The organism is Nitrospirae bacterium YQR-1 (assembly GCA_039908095.1).
Classification (GTDB): Bacteria; Nitrospirota; Thermodesulfovibrionia; order Thermodesulfovibrionales; family Magnetobacteriaceae; genus Magnetomonas.
The window spans coordinates 22,977-42,396 of sequence record JAMOBJ010000031.1 but is presented as its reverse complement, the minus strand read 5'-3'; the positions used below and the strand labels follow the sequence as shown (position 1 = coordinate 42,396).

Genomic DNA, 19,420 nt, shown 5'->3' with positions numbered 1-19,420 from the left:
GAACACTTCTTTGCCTTTTGCCAAATCTCTTACTCTTATTCCTGTTGTCTTCATTTCTGTTGCCCTCCTTGTTGGTCCTGGCTACTATTTTAACCAATGAGGCTATCTTTCATGTTTCTATCATAGTATCTCTCTGTTATTAAGGAGGAGCCGGATTCCTGTTTTCGGTGTAATGACATCTCTGTAAACATTGATTGCCAATAATCGCCAACAGTTGTACCTTCAATTTTAAGTTTACTTATTGCCGTGCCGAGTTCCCAACTAGTAGTAGCCACTGCGGCGGCAGCAAATGCTCCGTTTAGACTTTTGATTGCAGTAGTTGCACTTATTGTTGACAGGGAAAGCCCTTTCATATAAATTGTCAGTTTTGATATGCTGCTACCAAAAACTGTAGAAGAAATGGCAGCAACGCCTAAAACAACTGTTATACCTTTGACCGCTGCCGGCAACTCATTAAAAGAATCAAGCATCGTCTTTACTGCTCCTGCCACCATAATCACAACTGGGGCAAATGAGGCCATTAATGAACCACTGATGGCATCCAATGAGTTTTTAAACAATTTGATTTGATTTTCCAGAGTATTTTCCATTTTCTTGTAAGCGCTTTCAGTAGAACTGGCTGCTTTTTCTATCTGACGTAATGTATCTACAAGACCATTAAAATTCTGAGTTAAGGACATCACACCCTTAATACCCTCCGTATCAGGGATTATTTCACTGAGCGTTGAGGCTGACAGGTGTAATTTAGAAATTTGTTCAAGCGTGCCCATAAGGCCATTCCACTGTATTCCCAGTTCTCGCAATTTACTTTTTGCCTTTGCTGTGGGCATTGCAAGAGACCTCAATGCTGAGTTAAGAGCTGTAACGGCTTCAGGAGTTTTAATGCCGCCATTTGTTAGTTGTGCCAATGCCGCCGATACCTCGTTAAACCCGACTCCTACAGCTCTGGCCGTGGGTAACACATTGCCGATACTTTGAGACAATTCAGGGAAGGTTGTAACACCAATTTTAACCGTCTGGAAGAATGTATCATAGACACGTCCAAGGTCATTTAAGCTCATACCGTAGGCGTTAATGACTGCCATCCCTGCGGTGATGGCGGTTTTTGTATCTGTAACGCCTGCAACGGCAGCCTTTGCTGAGGCCTCTAAAGCAGCAGGGGCATCCTCCACCGATGCACCGGCTGATATCATCTTATACAGACCGGCTCCAAGCTCAGATGCACTTTGAGGTATAGGGAACATTAAGTTTTTGGAAAGCATTTGAAAGCTCATTGTCAGCCGTCTTTATTTGTTTAGAAAAATTCGTTATACTATCAATAGAACTCTTGAAATTTTGTTGAAGTTTGTCAAAACCTTTCGGGGTGGCCTCTATAACGATTTTAACATTAGTCTCAGCCATTAGGAGGTTCCCATGCTTAAAGAGAAATTATCAGTTAAGCAAACGATTTTTTTACTTTCAGTGGGTATCATTGTTATACTTTTGTGTGCTTCCCCTTCTTTAGAGAAATTCGGGAATTTCATAGCAACCTCTCTCTGGTCAATTGTTCTTGTCATCGGTATTCTTGTCATCGTTAACTTCATGTTTAAATTACTTTATTTCCTCTCTCGGCGTTAACATTTTTAGTTGTGTTTTAACTATCCTTTCAAACCACGAAAAACCATACTCAAAAGCATTAACGTGGCCGTTGTTGATTAAAAACGTAATTTGCATTAAGAGCCCGTCAACGACTTTGTCATTGCAATCATCCTCTGAATCATCAGAGTATAACCCTCGAAAAAACTTTTGTTTATCTCCATGATTGCCCGATGAATCACAACAAAATCATTAGCAGCCTCCATGCACTCAACAGCCTCTTCTATCGTCAAATTGCCGGAAAGAGTAAGCATGTGTTTTGTGGCTTCAACATCACCGGACAGAAATTTGCCAAGCACATTGTTTTCATCTGCAAACAACGTTAAAGCGTCTTTTGCCCTCAGCTCGTTTATCGTTATCTTTTTATTGCCTATGGTTACAATTTTTGATTTGAGCATTGTTGTCTCCTTTTTTTCTGTTTATTAGAGTAGTAGCGCAGTAGTTCTGCAGAGCCCTCCTTTGAGAGCAGTAGAGCAACAGACAAGGGATAGCGCAGCAGAGCAGTAGCCCTGCTGGTCTGTTGCTCTGCTGCACTGCTGTTCTACTGTTCTATTCCTGCTCTTTTAAAACTTCACCCAAACACCATGACTGTTTACGTCAAAAACCTTGCCGGCCACTGATCTTGTACCTGTTCCGTCCGTCTTTGCCACGCTCTGATCATCCACTATGTAGCAGTCTTTGCCAATATCGGCCTTAGTTATTTCATCAGCGGCACTGCTGTTTTCATATGCAAATATACCCTTTATAGCATCCCTGCCAAATTGGTGCGTGGCGCCATACACAACGTTAGTGCCAATTTCTACCTTGTCTTTTGAGGCTTTGTAGTTTATTGAATTCATCAGATGTTTGCTCTCAATTAAAATTCTCTTATCAGCAAGCCTGTTTACTGCTTTTTTCTTTAGCCCGCCTTTTTGCTTTAGGTGAACCTTCATGTTTTCACCACGTCTTATTGTATTAAGCAGTGTTGCGTCTTTAAGCGGAGTCCATTTCTCAGGCCGGCCACCGGCTAAAAAATTCTCTCTTACCGAATCTCTAAGAATCTTCCCGACTATTTCAAAGACGGGCTTCATGTTTTGTGTGCGGGTTAATAGCGTATTCAAAAGCTCACTTAATCCCTTATCGTCTATTTCTACTGTTAAAAGTGCTCCTGCCATTTGCTATTTCCCTCCTAAAGAGTTAAAATATAATCGTATTGTTGCCGATTGGACTACGGCTCCGATAATCGGCAATGGTGATGCAAGTTGCCGTAGGGCTTGACATCTGATTTTACTTTCCATAAAGTAATATCCCAACACGTCTTTTGTTTAAAGCATCTAATTGTGATGTATAAACAAAAGTCCATGTTTCTAATTTGCCGTTTATTGATTGCAACACAACAAAACACCCTCTTTTTTTATCATTTTCTAACTCAAAACCTTTGATCAGATATTCTCTTAATACTACACTGCCATCTACGCTGCTCTTCTCAAATGATGCCCATATCTCATATGGGTCTTTTATTGTTTCTATCAAAAACGGATAATATTTTGTCCTTAAAAAACCTTCTTTATCCATATGTCTTCCTAACGCTTCTGCATTTACCAAAACAGATTGTGTAAAATCACCATAGTTGTGAATAAATATTTTCTCTTCCTTCCCGTCGAGCAAGTCTTTCAAAAAAGTAACGGCTTCATATCCATTACTCGTAATCTTTCCTGCTTTAATTCCGGTTGTCATCGGGACGTCATGCGGCCTATCATAATTTGTATAATCTTTTCCTTTGAGTTTTTCCCATTTGATTTTTGGTTTCGCTTCAGTAGGCTTCCATTCAGTTACTGTGTAAGCGTCAAGTAAACCCCACCAGGCCCCAGAATCCAAGATTAAAGCACATGCTGATTAGTACCATCTTGCGAATGTCCGAAAGTGAGTCATAAAAGGTGAGTCTCTTTAACTTTTCCTCACATTCTGCTATATCGTTATCTAAAAGGTATAAGGCGATTTCTTTCGTTATTCCAATACCTTTGATATCGTTTAAAAATTCATTACAGGTGAGAGCAAAAGATTTAAATCCATTAAAATTAGACGTTATATATTGAAATTCATCCTCAGTAATTCCCTTATCATCAAGATTACGGCCTACTCCAACTGTCCATTTGCCGACCGTGTCTTTATAAGCGTTAAGCCTCATTCCCTCGTGCCGGACTAACATCTCTTTAAGGGCTGTCATAGATTCATCTGTCAACGGGAATCACCTTTAGTGAAGGGAGGGAAGGAAGAGCGGAGATCAGGGTATCCGCCCTTCCTCTCACATTGAGGAGTCTTTTCTGGCAAAAAAGCTCATGCTTTGAGCTTAACACCTACCCCTTTAGCATTAAAATTATCCTGTTAAAGGATTTAGGATAAAATCTTCAGGGGGTTAGGTAGCAGGGGGTGGCTGGTAGGGGTAAGGACTGGATTTCAGGGATTCGGTAGTTTAGACTTATTGAATGTCTGAGGGCTCTGATACCTTTTTTCTTACTTCTACCCTGAATATCAGATATAAACTTGTTATATTCCTCAAAGAAAGCAGTATATTTTGCAGTATCCCAAACACTATTAGAAAAAATATAATAAACACTATCTTTACCATGTATGGGTTGTTTATATTCACTGAGGATAAAAGAAAGAGATTCAATATTGTCATCATAAGGATCGCAGTCCCTGATATTATCGAAAATACAAAATTCATGTAAATTAAGGTAAAATATGTGATGCTCTTTCCTAATATTTTTCTTTCACTTTCAACCTTCAAAACAGGCGTCCTGTCTTGATTGGCTGTTGTAAATATTGCAATTGCTGCTATTGTAAACCCTAAAAGTATCGCTATCAGGCTGATTGTCGTAGAAATAAAAAACTTAACAAATTCTGTGTTTATATAATCATTACAAAGAAAATATAATGATGTTGTCAGCGCCAAAGGAAAGCACCATTCATAAATAAATTCATTTCTCTTTAATACGATAAAATATTCTATAATTGGAATCCGAAAATCCATGTAGAACCCTTTCAGATCATCCCCCTGATTATCGTTGCTAATTGAGGAAATATTGATTCCGTCACCACTTGACCATTTTCGTCAAGCTCAACTTCTATCTTTATTTTCTCAATAATACGATCTGTGTCTAACACCATATTAGCATTATCTTCTGTTTTACCACGAACTCTCAATCTTGAAATTATTTTATCATTTTTACCAAAATGTGTCGAATGTATTTTTTCGATAAAAGACAACGTGCCCTTCTTTTTTGCCGATAGTGTTATTATTATGTTATCTTTTATTTCTGCCGGTATTATAGCATCGCTAACAAAAGTATCGGTGAGTATTTCAGATGGCGTATATATCTCAGCTACTCTTATTGTTTTCATCTTATTTAAATTACTTAAAAAATCTCCAGCCACTAATAATTGATATGAGAGAAAATAGTGTTTACCAAATTTATTGTTATTTTTGAAAATGATATTTAGTTGATTTTCTATGAATTCTTTAATTAATCCTATAGAAATCCCGCCATGCTTCTTTTCTAAAATTAAATATGCCTCTGTCTCTCCGAGTCCTAATGCAAAATGAGTTTTTTCAGCTTCTCCTTCATTCGGTTCTTTGGGATTAGGCCTTGTCTTTAATGTTTCAAGAGAAATCAAATCCGGCATATGATTGTATTTAGCAGATATAAAATATCCCAAGCCATAATGAGATTCACTCCTGTAATCCTTTAAGAAGTGAAAACGATTATTGTTCTTTCTAATGAGTAGCCTCTCACCCGGAACCCTATTCATTAGTTCATTCATGCAAGTGTTTATTATCTCTGTTTGAATTACCGGTGTTTTTATATCCCCTGTTTTCAATCTCAAGATATAATGTAAAATCTCTCTGGTCTTTTCGCTCATTTCAACCCCCTTTATTCCAATATTTTATTGCTTATTTTTTCCCTTCCCCTCTGCACCTTTCCCTTCTCCCCTTCCCCCTCCGGTCATCCCCCACCACCAGCGGGAAGGGAGGGTAGTTACTTATTAATTTAGGACTTCTCGAAATCGTTGTTCCCGCAGATGTTCACTTATCCCGCCTTCCTTTACATAGCCATTCTTTGTATCTATATTCCAGACATCTTTATATCTATCAAAAAGATTGTATTCCCTTCTTAATTCCACAGCCTTAATCCCGACACTATTTAATGCGAATAAAGTCTGTTTATTATTAGCGAACTGATAAGCCCATGGCCGTGAGAATAAAGGATATTCAATAACCATTACATCTTCACGATCTCCTTCTATTTCTAATTTATCTGTACTTAAATAAATCACTACATTCAATCCTTTAAGTAAGAGTTCCTTTTCATATTTAACGGCGAACAGCCTTCTTTCATTTGTAATTTGTTCTTTAGTTTTGGAAACTTTTTCGGGTAGTTGAGCTTGAGAGTTTTGTGTTATATTCGCTTTTGTATCATCTTTGAAACCGGAAAAGATTACACCTATAATAAAAAAGACTATAAGAATAGCCCCGATGATGCTGCCATAATTAGCTGCAAGTTTACTTTTTTTAGCGACAACTATATTATTTCTGCATGATGGACAGACCGTAGCCCTGATATCCATCGCTGTAAAACAATAAGGACATTGTTTTTGAGGTATTGGTTTTATATTTTCTTTCGTAACCTTATTATACCCGCACAGACACGTCTCTATCCTATCAGGGCCGGTTCTCTTACAATTTGGACATTCCCATGCCATTTCTTTCCCCTCCTCTCTACCCTTAGTATCATACGCAATTATATCATTTCAAACTTTTTTTGAAAACTACTATCCAGCATGGATAATCAACCATTATTTTTTCTAATACAAAATATTGTAATATATATGGAAATGACATTAAACCCTTGACATAAAGGGACTTGGGATTGATTTTTTGCTATTTTTCAGGAATTTGAGGCGTTTAGATTCTCTAAACAATATATATACATTCCAGATATTTCATTATTGTTACGAAAGACTAAACATGATTATATTCTGAAAAATTTTAAAGAGAGTAATCAGCGAGAATTAGCAAAAGCAACAAACTATTCCTTACCGTATATTTACAAAATCATTAAAAGTAAATGCCGTCAAGATGCTAAAAACACCGCAGAAAACGCAGCCAAACAACCATCTCTGTTTGAATAATACATTTCAAATTTAGTTTGAAAAGCCTCCGAAAGTAAAGCTACCGTACACCTAATTCCAAGCATTTTAAAGTATCTCAAGAGCAACTTATAACATTTTCAAGTACTTACTTATAACATCCCTCCCCAATGACTGAAAAGAAATGACTGAAGAAAAGGCCCCTCCTCTGTCATTGCCGCTCGGAGGCGGCAATACAGAGGAGTACGTTATTGGGGAGGTCTTTCTTTCCTCCTTTTCTGTCATTCCGAGCGAATGCCGGAATCCAGTTCTTTGTTAACGCAGTTAACTATAAAGGCAAGAAATCCACTATAAAATTTCAGAAATCCACTACATAACAAAAACTGAAAAGCAATTGTTTATTCATTTATGTTAGAATGCAGAAGTAGCCTTAAAAATCAAGATTAAGAAATATATTCTGTAAAAAATATATTTTAATGAAGGGGCAGTTTACGTGAAACGACCGCAAATGAGAGAACCTCAGATAACAGACCGGTTGATTAAAGAACATGGTCTTAAGCCGGATGAATACGAAACAATATTAAAGATACTGGGTAGGGAGCCGACTTTTACCGAGCTGGGTATTTTCTCAGTCATGTGGTCTGAGCACTGTTCGTACAAAAGTTCAAGAATACACCTTAAAAACTTTCCGACTGAAGCGCCATGGGTAATCCAGGGGCCGGGTGAAAACGCCGGTATCATAGACATCGGGGACAATCAGGCGGCTGTGTTTAAAATGGAATCCCACAACCATCCGTCCTTTATAGAGCCGTATCAGGGGGCGGCAACCGGGGTGGGCGGCATACTAAGGGATGTTTTTACGATGGGGGCAAGACCTGTGGCAAGCCTTAATTCGCTGCGTTTCGGCCCGCTTTCCGAGCCCTATCACAAGCACCTCTTCAGCGGCGTGGTCTCAGGCATTGCCGGATACGGTAACTGCATCGGAGTGCCCACAGTCGGCGGTGAAATTTACGCTCATCCCTGCTATGCCGGAAATATCCTTGTTAATGTGTTTAATCTGGGAATAGCTGACATCGATCGCATATTTTACGGTAAGGCTACAGGGGTGGGTAATCTCATCGTCTATGTCGGCTCTAAGACCGGCAAGGATGGCATCCACGGTGTCACAATGGCCTCTGAGGAGTTTACAGATGATGCTCAGCAGAAAAAACCCAACGTTCAGGTAGGAGACCCATTTACGGAAAAACTCCTTCTTGAGGCCTGCCTTGAGGCCATGAGGGAAGAAAATCTTATCGTGGGCATACAAGATATGGGGGGGGCTGGGCTTACCTCATCGTCCTCTGAGATGGCGGCACGGGCAAACATGGGCATTGAGCTGGAGCTAAGCCGGGTGCCTTTAAGAGAGGCCGACATGATCCCATATGAGATCATGCTCTCGGAAAGCCAGGAGAGGATGCTTATCGTGGCGGAGGAAAAAAACCTTGAATCGCTGCTTTCAATATTTAAAAAGTGGGACCTTGAGGCTGTAGCCATTGGTTTTGTAAGCGGGGACGGCTATCTCAGAGTTAAGTGGCACGGCGAAACTGTAGCTGAGATTCCGGCCTCACGGATTTCAACCGAGGCCCCCATTTATGACAGGCCACAGGCACGTCCCGGCTATCAGGATAATTTAAACTCTCTTGATGAGTCTGAGATAGAGGTACTTAACGACAATAACGATGTTTTATTAAAACTCCTTTCATCTCCTGCAATAACCTCAAAGGAGCTGGTGTGGCAGGAGTATGACCATATGGTCAGAACCTCAACCGTGCTGCTTCCTGGCAAGGCGGATGCAGCAGTGATAAGGGTACAAGGCGGTAAAAAGGGGCTTGCCATGTCGGTGGATTGCAACAGCCGGTACTGTTACCTTGACCCATACATGGGCGGCGTTCATACGCTTGCAGAGTCGGCCCGAAACGTGGCCGCAACAGGCGCAAAGCCCCTTGCCGTGACCGACTGTCTGAACTTTGGCAACCCGGAAAAACCCGAGGTCATGTGGCAGTTTGCAGAGGCGGTAAGGGGAATTGGGGATGCCTGCCGTGCTCTTAACATACCCGTAATCAGTGGTAATGTTAGTTTATATAACGAGACAAAAGGTACCGCCATATATCCCACTCCAACGGTCGGCGTTGTCGGAATCATAGAGGACGCATCAAAGGCTCTCTCTATGGGATTTAAGGCTCATGGTGATATTGTCATGCTGCTGGGCCCCCCAGCAGGCTCTCTGGGCGGCAGTGAATACTTAAGTCTTCTGCATGGGATAGAAAGGGGATTGCCGCATCCGGTGGATTTAAAAATGGAGAGCTCCCTGATAGAACTGATGGTGGAATTGTGTAAGAGGGGGCTTCTCAATAGCGCTCATGATCTGTCGGAAGGAGGGCTTGCCGTAGCCCTTGCCGAGTGTTCAATTGTGGGTAATGTAGGGTTGGAGGCGGAGCTATTGCCAATAAGTGCGGGGCTGCGGACGGACACACTGCTCTATGGAGAGTCCTCAGGCCGTATAGTGGTAAGTGCCGGCGCATCCGGTAAAATCGAGTCTATGGCAAAGAGCGCATCAGTGCCATTTCATATAATAGGAAAAACAGTGCAAAATGGAATGTTTAAAATAACTCTGGGGGGAAAAACCTTGACAGAAGTACAGTGCAGCGACATTTCCACGGCATACAAAGAGTCTCTTAAAAGGGGATTAGCCGATGGTTAATTTTCATGACATACATGAGGAGTGTGGAATATTTGGCGTATTTGGCCATCCTGAGGCAGCCAACCTGACCTACCTTGGGCTTTATGCCCTGCAGCACAGGGGGCAGGAGGGGGCTGGAATATGCTCATCGGACGGTAAGACTCTGTATGTTGAAAAAGGTATCGGACATGTCTCTGAAGTGTTTTATGAAAAAAGGATAAAAAGGCTTCCCGGTGATATCGCCATAGGGCATAACAGGTACTCAACAGCCGGTGGCGGTGCTTTAAAAAATGTACAACCCATAATGGTAAACTTCTCACTGGGGGCGCTTGCCATAGCCCACAACGGCAACCTGACCAATGCCCATATGCTTAGGCGGCGGCTGGAAAGTGACGGAGCAATCTTTCAGTCAAGCTCAGACAGTGAGGTTATAATACATTTGATAGCACGTCTGAGGGCGTCCTCGGCGGAAGAAAAAATAATCCGTGCAGTCAATGAAATTCGTGGTGCTTTTAGTTTGTTGATAATGAGAGAAAATGAGCTGATAGCCATACGGGATTCCTACGGAGTGCGCCCCATGTGTTTGGGCAGATACAACGATGCTTATGTTGTGGCCTCCGAAACGTGCGCTTTTGACCTTATAGGGGCCACCTATTTAAGGGACATTGAACCCGGTGAAATGTTAACGATTGACCACAACGGCCTGCATTCATTTAAGGCAATAAAAAGCACAAGGCGTGCTTATTGTGTGTTTGAGTTTATTTACTTTGCAAGGCCCGACAGCAATATCTTTGACGGTATAAACGTTCACGATGTAAGAAAGGAACTGGGTAAACAACTGGCAAGGGAGTCAAACACAGAGGCTGATGTGGTAATCCCTGTGCCGGACTCAGGCGTTATGGCAACGATCGGTTATGCCAACGAAAGTGGCATTCCATTTGACTTCGGCCTTGTAAGAAACCACTATGTAGGAAGGACATTTATAGAGCCAAAGCAAAACATAAGGCATTTTGGCGTTAAAATAAAACTCAATCCTATAAAGTCCTTGATAATGGGGAAGCGGGTGGTTGTCATGGATGATTCCATTGTACGCGGCACAACCAGTAAGAAAATCGTAAAAATGCTCAGAGAAGTCGCCATGGCAAAGGAAGTTCATATGAAAATAAGTGCACCGTGCACAATTAGCCCGTGCTTTTATGGTATAGACACTCCTACCAGAACCGAGCTGATTGCCTCAACGCATATAGTTGATGAAATCAGAAAATACATCACTGCCGATTCCCTGTCCTATCTTTCCCTTGAAGGCCTTAAACTGGCAATCCCAAACCCTGACGATTACTGTTACGCATGTTTTAATAATAAATATCCCATCGCCTTACAAGAGGTGACTGATGTGGATTATACACAGATGGAGTTGTTTTTTACGTAGCAGGGAGAAACTCCTGAAAAAAAGAAAGTTAACAGTCTCAGCTATTACAAATCCGTATATTTTTCAATTATTTTATATAAATCCTTTGTTCCCAGCGGTTTAGTAATATAATCATCCATGCCGGCCTCCAGACATATCTCCATGTCACCTTTAAGGGCATGAGCTGTCATCGCTATTATTGGAATAAAAGCATTTATCCTGATATCTGCAGCACTTCTGATTTGCTTTGTAGCCGTAAGGCCATCCATCACAGGCATCTGGACGTCCATAAGGACAAGGTCAAAGTGACTTGCAGCCAACATATCAAATGCCTCCTGTCCGTTGCCGGCCACTGAGGTAGTATAGCCGCGCTTTTGCAGAAGTTTAACCGCAAGCGTCTGGTTGACCGGGTTATCCTCGACTACCAAAATACTTATGGACTTTCTCGACTCCATTACTGTATGGCGTGTCAGAAGCTGCCCCGACTGCTGTGCCGCTGCATCCACCAACATAGAAAGAAGCCCCAACAAGTCCGATTTATACACCGGCTTGACCAGATAGCCGACAATACCAAGTTCCCTGCACTGTATGTCATCTCCCTTTAAACCGGCTGCTACAAGCACAATCAGTTTAACATGAGATAGTCTCTTGTCTGATTTTATCTTTTCCGAAAAAACAAATCCATCCATATCCGAGAGCTGTAAATCTAAAATGATTATGTCATAGCTCATGTCAGAGTAGTTAAGCATACCGAAAGCCTCATAACCGCCGATGGCAATGTCTGCATAGTAGCCCTCGTTTCTTACCATCTCTGATATTTCCTTTGCACTTACTGCATTACTATCTACTATGAGTATGCGCTTGTTTTTTAAATTCACCTCCGGCACATTTGAAAGAATTGCAACAGGTGTTGTTGAGAGCGAAAACTTAGCTGTAAAATGAAAAATGCTTCCCTTTCCAGTCTCACTCTCCACCCATATCTCCCCTCCCAGCATCCCAACAACTCGTTTCACTATCGCCAATCCCAACCCTGTCCCCTCATACTTTTTTGTCATATAATTTTCACACTGGGAAAAGCTGTCAAAAATCATGTCAAGTTTATCCGCAGGAATTCCTATCCCGCTGTCACTTACTGAAAAATACAGCATCCTTGTTTCATCTGTATCGGAGACGCCCTTTCTTAAAACTGTGGGAAACATTGTAATCTTTAATTCAATTTTACCCTTTTCCGTAAACTTCAGGGAGTTGCCAATCAGATTAACCAACACCTGTCTTAACCTCCCTGCATCTCCTCTGAGCGCTGTGGGCACATCCGGTGCAATTTCGGTGTTTAACTCAAGATTTTTTTTCATTGCCACAATAGCAAGAGGCTGTACTGTGGATTTTATAGTTGAAATTAAATCAAAATCTATCTCCGCAGCAGTCATCTTCCCAGCCTCTATTTTAGAGAAATCGAGAACGTCATTCAACAAACCAAGAAGATGTTTCGATGAGTTCATAACAATATTTAGGTACTCTCTTTGCTCTGAGCCCAGATTAGTATCCAGTACAAGCTCAGTCATTCCTATTATGCCGTTCATGGGAGTGCGGAATTCATGGCTCATGTTAGCTAAAAATGAGCTTTTTGCCCTGTTCGCTTCCTCGGCTGCTTCCTTGGCTCTGAGCAATTCATCCTCGGCTTTCTTACGCTCAGTGATATCATGCATTGATACCACTGCACCTATTTTATTACCGTCTTTATCAAGCAGCATCCTGCCCGTTGCAAGTAATGTACGGGGAATGCCGTTTTTGGGAGCTATCACCATTTCCACATTTGTAACATCCTCACCTGTCAATGTCCTAAAAAGAGGTATATCGGTTATTTGCATTTTAGTTTTACCGTCGGATAAATACAAGTCATAGTAGCTCACCCACTCCTCAGGTGGTATCGGCTCAGCAGGTAATCCATGCAGCTTTTGAGTTGCACTGTTAAACAGCTTTAAGACCCCCTCGCTGTCACATGCCACTATGCCGTTATCTATACACTCAAGCACAGCATCAGTGAAAGAGAGATTTCTCTCCAATTCCTGCTCAATCTTCTCACGCTCAGAGACTTCCAGCATAAGTTTTTCATTAGAGGCGCTAAGCTCCAGAGTTCTATCGAATACCTTTACCTCCAGTTCTTCATTTTGCGCTTTTATTGCCTTTCTCGAGGTCACTATCTCATCGAAAAGCCTTCTAAACCTCTGCTCAAGCTGGTACAGGTGATCTCCCACATAACTGTGCCGGTCTAAGTTTACATCTATCTCCTTTGAAAACTCAGTAATTTCATGATTCAGGGCTGCGATCTTTTTCATTACAAACATCATTATTATTACAAAAGAACATATTAAGGTGGAAGCTGCCAACATACTCAACAACCTGGCTTTAAACCTGATGCTGAAAGTCAGATTCTCTACATCCTCAATGGAGACTAAAGAGGCAAACATGGGAAGTCTTTCAGTTAACAGTTCTTTTAGAAGACCCTCGAGATTTTTATCAAGGAAGTATCCGCCTGCTGTGCTCACAACAAAACCAACCAGCACTGTAATGAGAGTCATCTTTAGCGTCAGGGATATGCTGCTTAAATCAAATTTTAAAAACTTTCTTAGCAAGTTCATGCTGTTAAATCCCTAACCTTTCTTTTACTTAAACGGCAGTGCTGCTACCATCGCCATATTATATCAAAACTCTAAATTAAATCAATATCAAAACTCAGTCTGCAATTCGCAAACCGGCATGTGTTACCAAGTAGCAGTCAAAAGAGTAACGAGGCGGCAAGGAGAAAGCGACACCTCCCCTCATAAGGGAATCCCCTTAAGGGGAGACGTCAAGGAGCTTTAGACGAAGCCAACAAAGTTAATCGAATGACTGCTACTTGGTATGACGTATTCATTGCCATTTTCAGACACCATTGGGTATTATATCAGCGAGGAATAACAGCTGAAGCTGTTTTACACAACTGTTGCGCTACTACGGAGTAATCAAAACAAATGAGTGACCCCGACAGAACGCTGATTGATTCAGATAAAACGCTGGTTGAGAGCGACAAGACTCTGGTTGAGGTTAAACACGCCAAATCAGGCAAGATAAACTCCTTTAAAAACTATACGATTGTGGATGAGCTGCCCGCTAAGGGTGCTGAGGCCGATATTTACCTGATTGAGCAAAATGGGAAAACCAGTGTTCTGAAACTCTACAGAACCGGTATGGAGCCTAAGCCCGAGGTGTTAAAAAAAATGAAAGAACTTAGCGCCCGCTTCCCCGACCATATCATATCCATAACAGACAGCGGCTTTGACACTGAGGCCGGCAGATGGTATGAGATTGAGGAGTATGCCGCCTTTGGCTCACTGAAAGATTTTGTAACGGCTCCGGCCGGGCATGCACTACTTGATGGGATAATAAGCGAAATAAGCGAATCCATCAATGTCCTTCACAAAAACAATATAATTCACAACGATTTAAAACCTTCAAATATTTTAGTGAAAGCCAATGCACCCCTTAACCTTGTCTTTATAGACTTTGGGATATCCTCGCTTATGGACCCTGAACTGTCAAAAAAACTGACAACCGTAAAGGGTACCCCTCTGTACTGGGCACCGGAGGCCTTTACCGGTGTTGTCGGCAAACAGTCCGATTGGTGGTCCTTTGGGGTTATTGTCCTTGAGCTGCTCCTGGGCCGTCATCCTTTTTCAGGTCTTGACACAAGAGTTATCATGTACACGCTTTCAACAAAAGGAATTACCGTCCCTGACGATATTGCCCCAAAGTATGCCGTACTTATAAGGGGGCTTCTGACCAGAGACCCAAAATCCCGTTGGGGGTATGATGAAGTCAGCAGGTGGCTCAGAGGCGATAAAAGCCTCATTGAGTACTACTCCAAAGAGCAGGTTGAAGGAAAAAAGTTTGCAATACCCTTTGTCCACAGAGACAAGGAGTACTTTGAGTTAGAGGAGCTTGCAGCAGTCTTTATAGAGAGTGAGGAGGACTGGGAGGCAGCTCTCTCCTATATCCAAAGGCGCTACATTAACAAGTGGCTTATGCAAAACGGCAATTACAGCGCCTCTATCCGCCTTGACAATCTCTTAAGCATTGAACTAAACGACCCCGACCGCAGCCTTATTAAAGTCATCTATTCCTTTGGAGATAAATCACTTCCCTTTGCCCTGTACGGAAAACTGATAACATTAAATAATATATGCCTCTATGCAACTAAAGCTCTTAATGATGAAAGCACTAAAGGTGAATCTGTAATCATAGACAGCCTCCTTAGCGGCAGCCTCCTTACATACTATAAAGACTATATCGCTTTGACACAAAATCAAGATAACGATTTCCTGAACACTCTTAAAAATCTTACAAAGATGTTTTTTGGAAGCACCTCATATGAAAGAAAACTCGAGCAGTTAAAATCCCTTCAGATCATGATTGATGCCCAACACTATGTACTCCCTGCTGAAATAAAAAATGACTTTTTTAATAAATCAGATATTATTGCAGGCCGAACAGATTTTCTCATTAAAAAGAATGATTACAACATCCTCACAGAAAAATATATCGTACCTGAGTGCTTACAGAATGATATAACCGGAGGCAAGTTTGACGATTACGTTGCATCTGTAAAAGTCCTGCTTGAGCTTTACAAGGGCGGTATGCTCATCAAAAAAAGAGTTTTTCAAGAACTTGAAGAGGATTACATTTTACCGGCAGACGTTAAAAATCATCTTATGGGTAGTGACGTCCAAAAATACAAAGAAGCAGTAGAATTTCTTAAAAAAATAAAAGACGCTGGTTTTTTGCTAAAAAAGGATTATTACAACAGTCTTCTACAGAAGTACATTATTCCGGTCTCTATACAGCAGGAGACAATTGCAGGCTCCATGTTTCCACAATATTGTAAATCACTGGAGACCCTCCGCCACATGATTAAAAACAATCAGCTTATAACTGAGGATGATATAAGAAATCATGCACGTGATTACCCATACAACATTACATACATCACAGCTCACATTAAGGATTTAACCGGATTAAACACGGAAAGAAAAATCACAGGGCTTATCAAAATTTTCAGAACCAGGCCCAATTATTTTAACCGGTACCTGCAACTGGCTAAGTGTATTACAAACAAGGTGGAATTATCTAAAATCCCAACTATCAATTTTCTTATGGATGAATTAAAGACAACGCTTGATTATGAATTTAAGGAATTCTACATGGCATACAGTTATAAAAAAGACGAATACTCGGTTTTAAAAAAACTGTTATTATATCTGGAAGCATTAAAATCGAGTGAGATACGATGGGAGTTTTCGGATACGGAATTCTTGTTTGAAATAGAGCAGAAAACACCTGGGCTGGTTCGTTCGATAGAGCGGAGTATTCAAAAAAATCCTGGAATAGAATTTTTAAGCGGCATCATAACAGATACAATCAAGGGTGTCTTTAGTGACTCATCTTTTCTAAACGTCTGTATGAACGCCTATATGAGATTTCAATTCAGAATAGAAGAGGCCATCGCCCTTTACAAAGAAACTGAAAGCAAAGGACAACAAGACGATGACAAATGAGATTATGCCTAAATGGGCAAGGGAAATAATCAGGTTTCTGACAATTAAACCACAGTTTATTCTGTGGGGAAATGTGTTTGACATTTATCCAATAGAGATTTCCGGCGCCGTAACGACTTTAAAGATGACAGACTATCTGCATAGAATTCTTAAAGAGGCAGGATACTCCATCATTTTGGCATACGAGCCACTCTACGGCTTTGAAGTCATGGAGGGGGAGCCGGAAAAGATAAAAAAAATTACCCCTGAGGAGATTAAAAAGGAAAAACCCTATCCATGCACACCTTTAAAGGCTGCCGGAATAATTGAGCAGTTTTCAACAACAAATACAACCTACACAGCCGTAATTATGAACTTCGCCTCACGGCTGCAAGACATCGCACCTAATGATATGCAGGAGCTTTACTACAGAGCCTACCATCTTTCCCAGAAGTCAATACCGGTAATTGCCGATGGGGCTGCGTTTCCGCAGTTTAACCTGATAATATGGCTACTCAATAAGGAAAACGATATTCCTGCATGGTTTACCCTGGAAAGCCCAAAGGTTAAAGTCCTGGCAGTGCCGAGGCCGGACTTTCATTTAAGAAAAATTATTATTGAAAACCTTGCGAAAAATATAACCGGCTTTAACACACTTGATGATAATAGAAAAGGTGAAAACATCAACCTTTTTATAGACCAGACAAATAATTTACATGGTACGGAGATAATATCCATTGTATCGTTGGCAAGAAAACAGGGGATTGTGTTTTCAGAGATAGGGTCAGCCATACGAGCCTATAAACTCGGCATAGTGGAAAATCCATGGTCAAAGCTGGATTTCGATAAAATATCAAAGTCGGTTGAAATTTTAAGTTTAAGGGTAAAGGGGCAGCCTCATGCCATACGAAGGGCACAAGACATAGTAAAACGTGCTGTGTTTAATCTCTCAGGGGCACAGTACTCAAAGTTTTCCCAGCGCCCTAAAGGGGTGTTGTTTTTTGCAGGCCCCACCGGGGTGGGAAAGACTGAGCTTGCCAGGGCGCTCACTGAGCTGCTCTTTGGCTCAGAGACAAGTTACATCAGGTTTGACATGAGTGAGTTTTCCAAAGAGCACGCCGACCAGCGGCTGGTAGGAGCGCCACCCGGATATGTAGGATATGATGTGGGGGGGGAGCTGACAAATTCCGTGAAACAAAACCCTTTTTCCGTAATCCTGTTTGATGAGATAGAAAAAGCCAACCCTAAAATCCTTGACATATTTCTACAGATTTTAGATGACGGCAGGTTAACCTCCGGGCGCGGTGAGACTGTATATTTTTCCGAGAGCTTGATAATATTTACGAGCAATCTGGGGATATATGACATAAGCGCCGAGGGCCAAAAGAAAATGCGGGTTGACCCGGGTATGCCCTTAGATGCAATCACAACGGAAATACAGACTGCTATAGAGGATTTCTTTAAGTATAAACTTGGCAGGCCGGAGATATTAAACAGAATCGGAGACAATATCGTGGTGTTTGACTTTATAAGGCCGGAGTCCGCCGCCGCTATTGTTAAAAAGATGATTAGCAGCGTTTTAGAAAAAATAGAGGATAGTTTTAAAATCACAGTGAAATTAACTGATGAGGTATCAAAAAAGCTTAATGATTACTGCTGTGCCGACCTTACAATGGGAGGACGCGGGATAGGAAACAAACTTGAAACTGCTTTTGTTAATCCGGTATCGAGAGCACTTTTTGATTATGGGATAAAGCCCGGGGAGACGGTAACTGTAACAGACTTAACGGAATCGGAGCAGGTATGGGAAATCATAATAGCAGAGATATATATATAAACCTGATTCACTATCCACTGAGCACCCTTGGGCCGGGTAATCGTGTCGGGATATGGTTTCAGGGCTGCAACATAAGATGCAGCGGCTGTATGTCTGAGTTTACATGGGAACAAAGTGCTGTGCATAAAACAACTACATCAGTGGTAATGGCGGCACTGAGTAAATATCAGGGGTCCGGGATAACAATAAGCGGCGGGGAGCCCTTTTTTCAGCCGGATGCCCTGTATGAGCTCTTGCTATTGATACGAGAGAGGGGCTTTAATGACATTTTACTTTATAGCGGATACAGGCATGAGGAGTTAGCTTTGAAGTACGGCTATATCTTGCCGCTTGTGGATGTATTGATAGACGGGGAGTTCACAGCCGGCATGGAGACGCAACAGTGGTGGAAGGGCTCAGAGAATCAGAGGGCAATAGTCTTGTCAAAACAGCAATCTCTGGTAGCCGTATATGAAAAGTATTTAAGCCAAAGGGGAAATATGAGACCGCTTCAGGTGATTAAGCTTAAGGACAGGATTTTCATAGCCGGCATCCCGCGGCAGCAGGATATGGAGGCAATTTTAAATGGGATTGGTTAAAGTGTGTCCGACATGCAGGGGGGTTAATTCATCGGCTGATATGATGTGCAGCCGTTGTTTTGGAGACATCTCAGGCATAAAGCCAAACGATGAGTTTACCGATGAATTCAAAGTATCTCAGGAAGCCCTTGAAGCAGTGCCGCCGCCTGCTACCTCTGATGACAGAACAATCGTGGAAGTCAAAAACCGCTTGTTATTACGGCTTAAAGACGGCAGGGAAATAGTGGTTAAGCCGGGGGATGTGGTGGGCAGAAAAGCGGTGGGAGCGGATGTAATAGCTGATTTTCCGACAGTATCCCGCCGTCATGTTAAATTTACCTTTGAAAACGGTAAGTGGTTGATTGAGGATCTGAATTCCACAAATGAGACATATCTTGATGATGTAAGACTGACAACAGGGCAAAGGACAGAGATTAAGCAAAACCAAAAGCTCACACTATCGTTTTCTTTAGATATGACAGTAAAGTAGATTTTCTTAAAATTCGCTATATTAGCAAATACACTTTCTGGATGTGATAGCAAGCAGCATTCAATCGTCTAATA

The 19,420-nt window shown here is 41.6% G+C and carries 16 protein-coding genes and 2 pseudogenes; 6 read left to right on the top strand and 12 right to left on the bottom strand.

Features of this window, described 5'->3' with window-relative positions; translation table 11 throughout:
• Positions 1-89 precede the first annotated feature (89 nt).
• The 11 genes and pseudogenes from H7844_13065 to H7844_13015 all read right to left on the bottom strand — a co-directional run bounded on the left by H7844_13065 (position 90) and on the right by H7844_13015 (position 6,378).
• On the bottom strand, positions 90-1,193 hold the full coding sequence (locus H7844_13065) for a phage tail tape measure protein (GenBank protein MEO5358208.1): 1,104 nt from the start codon (positions 1,191-1,193) through the stop codon (positions 90-92).
• Positions 1,194-1,215: 22 nt separating this feature from the next.
• Positions 1,216-1,401 (bottom strand): hypothetical protein, encoded by a 186-nt coding sequence (locus H7844_13060; GenBank protein MEO5358207.1) that lies wholly within the window; start codon positions 1,399-1,401, stop codon positions 1,216-1,218.
• Positions 1,401-1,571, bottom strand: coding sequence for a hypothetical protein (locus H7844_13055; protein MEO5358206.1), 171 nt, complete (start codon positions 1,569-1,571; stop codon positions 1,401-1,403). Before H7844_13055 ends, H7844_13060 begins: the two co-directional genes overlap by 1 nt.
• Before the next feature lie 141 nt (positions 1,572-1,712).
• Complete coding sequence (locus H7844_13050) at positions 1,713-2,033, bottom strand: hypothetical protein (protein ID MEO5358205.1); 321 nt, start codon at positions 2,031-2,033, stop codon at positions 1,713-1,715.
• Positions 2,034-2,198: 165 nt separating this feature from the next.
• Positions 2,199-2,378, bottom strand: a pseudogene (locus H7844_13045) (hypothetical protein).
• Between the two features lie 63 nt (positions 2,379-2,441).
• Positions 2,442-2,705: pseudogene (locus H7844_13040) on the bottom strand (hypothetical protein).
• Between the two features lie 196 nt (positions 2,706-2,901).
• Positions 2,902-3,492: a PBECR2 nuclease fold domain-containing protein gene (locus H7844_13035; protein ID MEO5358204.1), complete on the bottom strand. Its 591-nt coding sequence runs from the start codon at positions 3,490-3,492 to the stop codon at positions 2,902-2,904.
• On the bottom strand, positions 3,461-3,856 hold the full coding sequence (locus H7844_13030) for a hypothetical protein (protein ID MEO5358203.1): 396 nt from the start codon (positions 3,854-3,856) through the stop codon (positions 3,461-3,463). Before H7844_13030 ends, H7844_13035 begins: the two co-directional genes overlap by 32 nt.
• Before the next feature lie 237 nt (positions 3,857-4,093).
• On the bottom strand, positions 4,094-4,648 hold the full coding sequence (locus tag H7844_13025) for a hypothetical protein (GenBank protein MEO5358202.1): 555 nt from the start codon (positions 4,646-4,648) through the stop codon (positions 4,094-4,096).
• An 11-nt stretch (positions 4,649-4,659) separates the two neighbouring features.
• Complete coding sequence (locus H7844_13020) at positions 4,660-5,538, bottom strand: hypothetical protein (protein ID MEO5358201.1); 879 nt, start codon at positions 5,536-5,538, stop codon at positions 4,660-4,662.
• A gap of 123 nt (positions 5,539-5,661) precedes the next feature.
• A complete protein-coding gene (locus H7844_13015) occupies positions 5,662-6,378 on the bottom strand; it encodes a zinc ribbon domain-containing protein (GenBank protein MEO5358200.1) in 717 nt (238 codons plus the stop codon).
• An 880-nt stretch (positions 6,379-7,258) separates the two neighbouring features.
• Between H7844_13015 and purL the strand changes: the two genes are divergently transcribed.
• Both purL and purF read left to right on the top strand, forming a co-directional pair.
• Entirely contained in the window at positions 7,259-9,505 is a 2,247-nt protein-coding gene (purL, locus tag H7844_13010) for a phosphoribosylformylglycinamidine synthase subunit PurL (GenBank protein MEO5358199.1), read from the top strand.
• Entirely contained in the window at positions 9,498-10,913 is a 1,416-nt protein-coding gene (gene purF / locus H7844_13005; protein ID MEO5358198.1) for an amidophosphoribosyltransferase, read from the top strand. The genes purL and purF overlap by 8 nt, the downstream gene beginning before the upstream one ends.
• A gap of 44 nt (positions 10,914-10,957) precedes the next feature.
• Here purF and H7844_13000 read toward each other — a convergent pair whose 3' ends face one another.
• Positions 10,958-13,531, bottom strand: coding sequence for a response regulator (locus H7844_13000; GenBank protein ID MEO5358197.1), 2,574 nt, complete (start codon positions 13,529-13,531; stop codon positions 10,958-10,960).
• Between the two features lie 372 nt (positions 13,532-13,903).
• On the opposite strand from H7844_13000, the gene H7844_12995 reads away from it, so the two are divergent.
• From H7844_12995 to H7844_12980, 4 genes are read left to right on the top strand one after another with little or no spacing between them, the layout of a single operon-like run.
• Entirely contained in the window at positions 13,904-16,483 is a 2,580-nt protein-coding gene (locus H7844_12995; GenBank protein ID MEO5358196.1) for a protein kinase, read from the top strand.
• On the top strand, positions 16,473-18,299 hold the full coding sequence (locus H7844_12990; protein ID MEO5358195.1) for an AAA family ATPase: 1,827 nt from the start codon (positions 16,473-16,475) through the stop codon (positions 18,297-18,299). Before H7844_12995 ends, H7844_12990 begins: the two co-directional genes overlap by 11 nt.
• The gene (locus H7844_12985) at positions 18,266-18,877 is read left to right on the top strand and encodes a radical SAM protein (GenBank protein ID MEO5358194.1); all 612 of its coding nucleotides are present in this window, start codon (positions 18,266-18,268) and stop codon (positions 18,875-18,877) included. The genes H7844_12990 and H7844_12985 overlap by 34 nt, the downstream gene beginning before the upstream one ends.
• Positions 18,864-19,346 carry an FHA domain-containing protein gene (locus H7844_12980; GenBank protein MEO5358193.1) on the top strand — a complete coding sequence of 161 codons (483 nt, stop codon included), beginning with the start codon at positions 18,864-18,866 and terminating at the stop codon, positions 19,344-19,346. Before H7844_12985 ends, H7844_12980 begins: the two co-directional genes overlap by 14 nt.
• The last annotated feature ends 74 nt before the right edge of the window (positions 19,347-19,420 follow it).

What these genes read in the sequence shown, in the direction of transcription:
- H7844_13065 (MEO5358208.1), bottom strand. Translation starts at nt 1,193, where the DNA reads ATGATATCAGCCGGTGCATCGGTGGAGGATGCCCCTGCTGCTTTAGAG.
- H7844_13060 (MEO5358207.1), bottom strand. Translation starts at nt 1,401, where the DNA reads ATGGCTGAGACTAATGTTAAAATCGTTATAGAGGCCACCCCGAAAGGT.
- H7844_13055 (MEO5358206.1), bottom strand. Translation starts at nt 1,571, where the DNA reads ATGACAAGAATACCGATGACAAGAACAATTGACCAGAGAGAGGTTGCT.
- H7844_13050 (MEO5358205.1), bottom strand. Translation starts at nt 2,033, where the DNA reads ATGCTCAAATCAAAAATTGTAACCATAGGCAATAAAAAGATAACGATA.
- H7844_13025 (MEO5358202.1), bottom strand. Translation starts at nt 4,648, where the DNA reads ATGGATTTTCGGATTCCAATTATAGAATATTTTATCGTATTAAAGAGA.
- H7844_13020 (MEO5358201.1), bottom strand. Translation starts at nt 5,538, where the DNA reads ATGAGCGAAAAGACCAGAGAGATTTTACATTATATCTTGAGATTGAAA.
- H7844_13015 (MEO5358200.1), bottom strand. Translation starts at nt 6,378, where the DNA reads ATGGCATGGGAATGTCCAAATTGTAAGAGAACCGGCCCTGATAGGATA.
- purF (MEO5358198.1), top strand. Translation starts at nt 9,498, where the DNA reads ATGGTTAATTTTCATGACATACATGAGGAGTGTGGAATATTTGGCGTA.
- H7844_13000 (MEO5358197.1), bottom strand. Translation starts at nt 13,531, where the DNA reads ATGAACTTGCTAAGAAAGTTTTTAAAATTTGATTTAAGCAGCATATCC.
- H7844_12995 (MEO5358196.1), top strand. Translation starts at nt 13,904, where the DNA reads ATGAGTGACCCCGACAGAACGCTGATTGATTCAGATAAAACGCTGGTT.
- H7844_12990 (MEO5358195.1), top strand. Translation starts at nt 16,473, where the DNA reads ATGACAAATGAGATTATGCCTAAATGGGCAAGGGAAATAATCAGGTTT.
- H7844_12985 (MEO5358194.1), top strand. Translation starts at nt 18,266, where the DNA reads ATGGGAAATCATAATAGCAGAGATATATATATAAACCTGATTCACTAT.
- H7844_12980 (MEO5358193.1), top strand. Translation starts at nt 18,864, where the DNA reads ATGGGATTGGTTAAAGTGTGTCCGACATGCAGGGGGGTTAATTCATCG.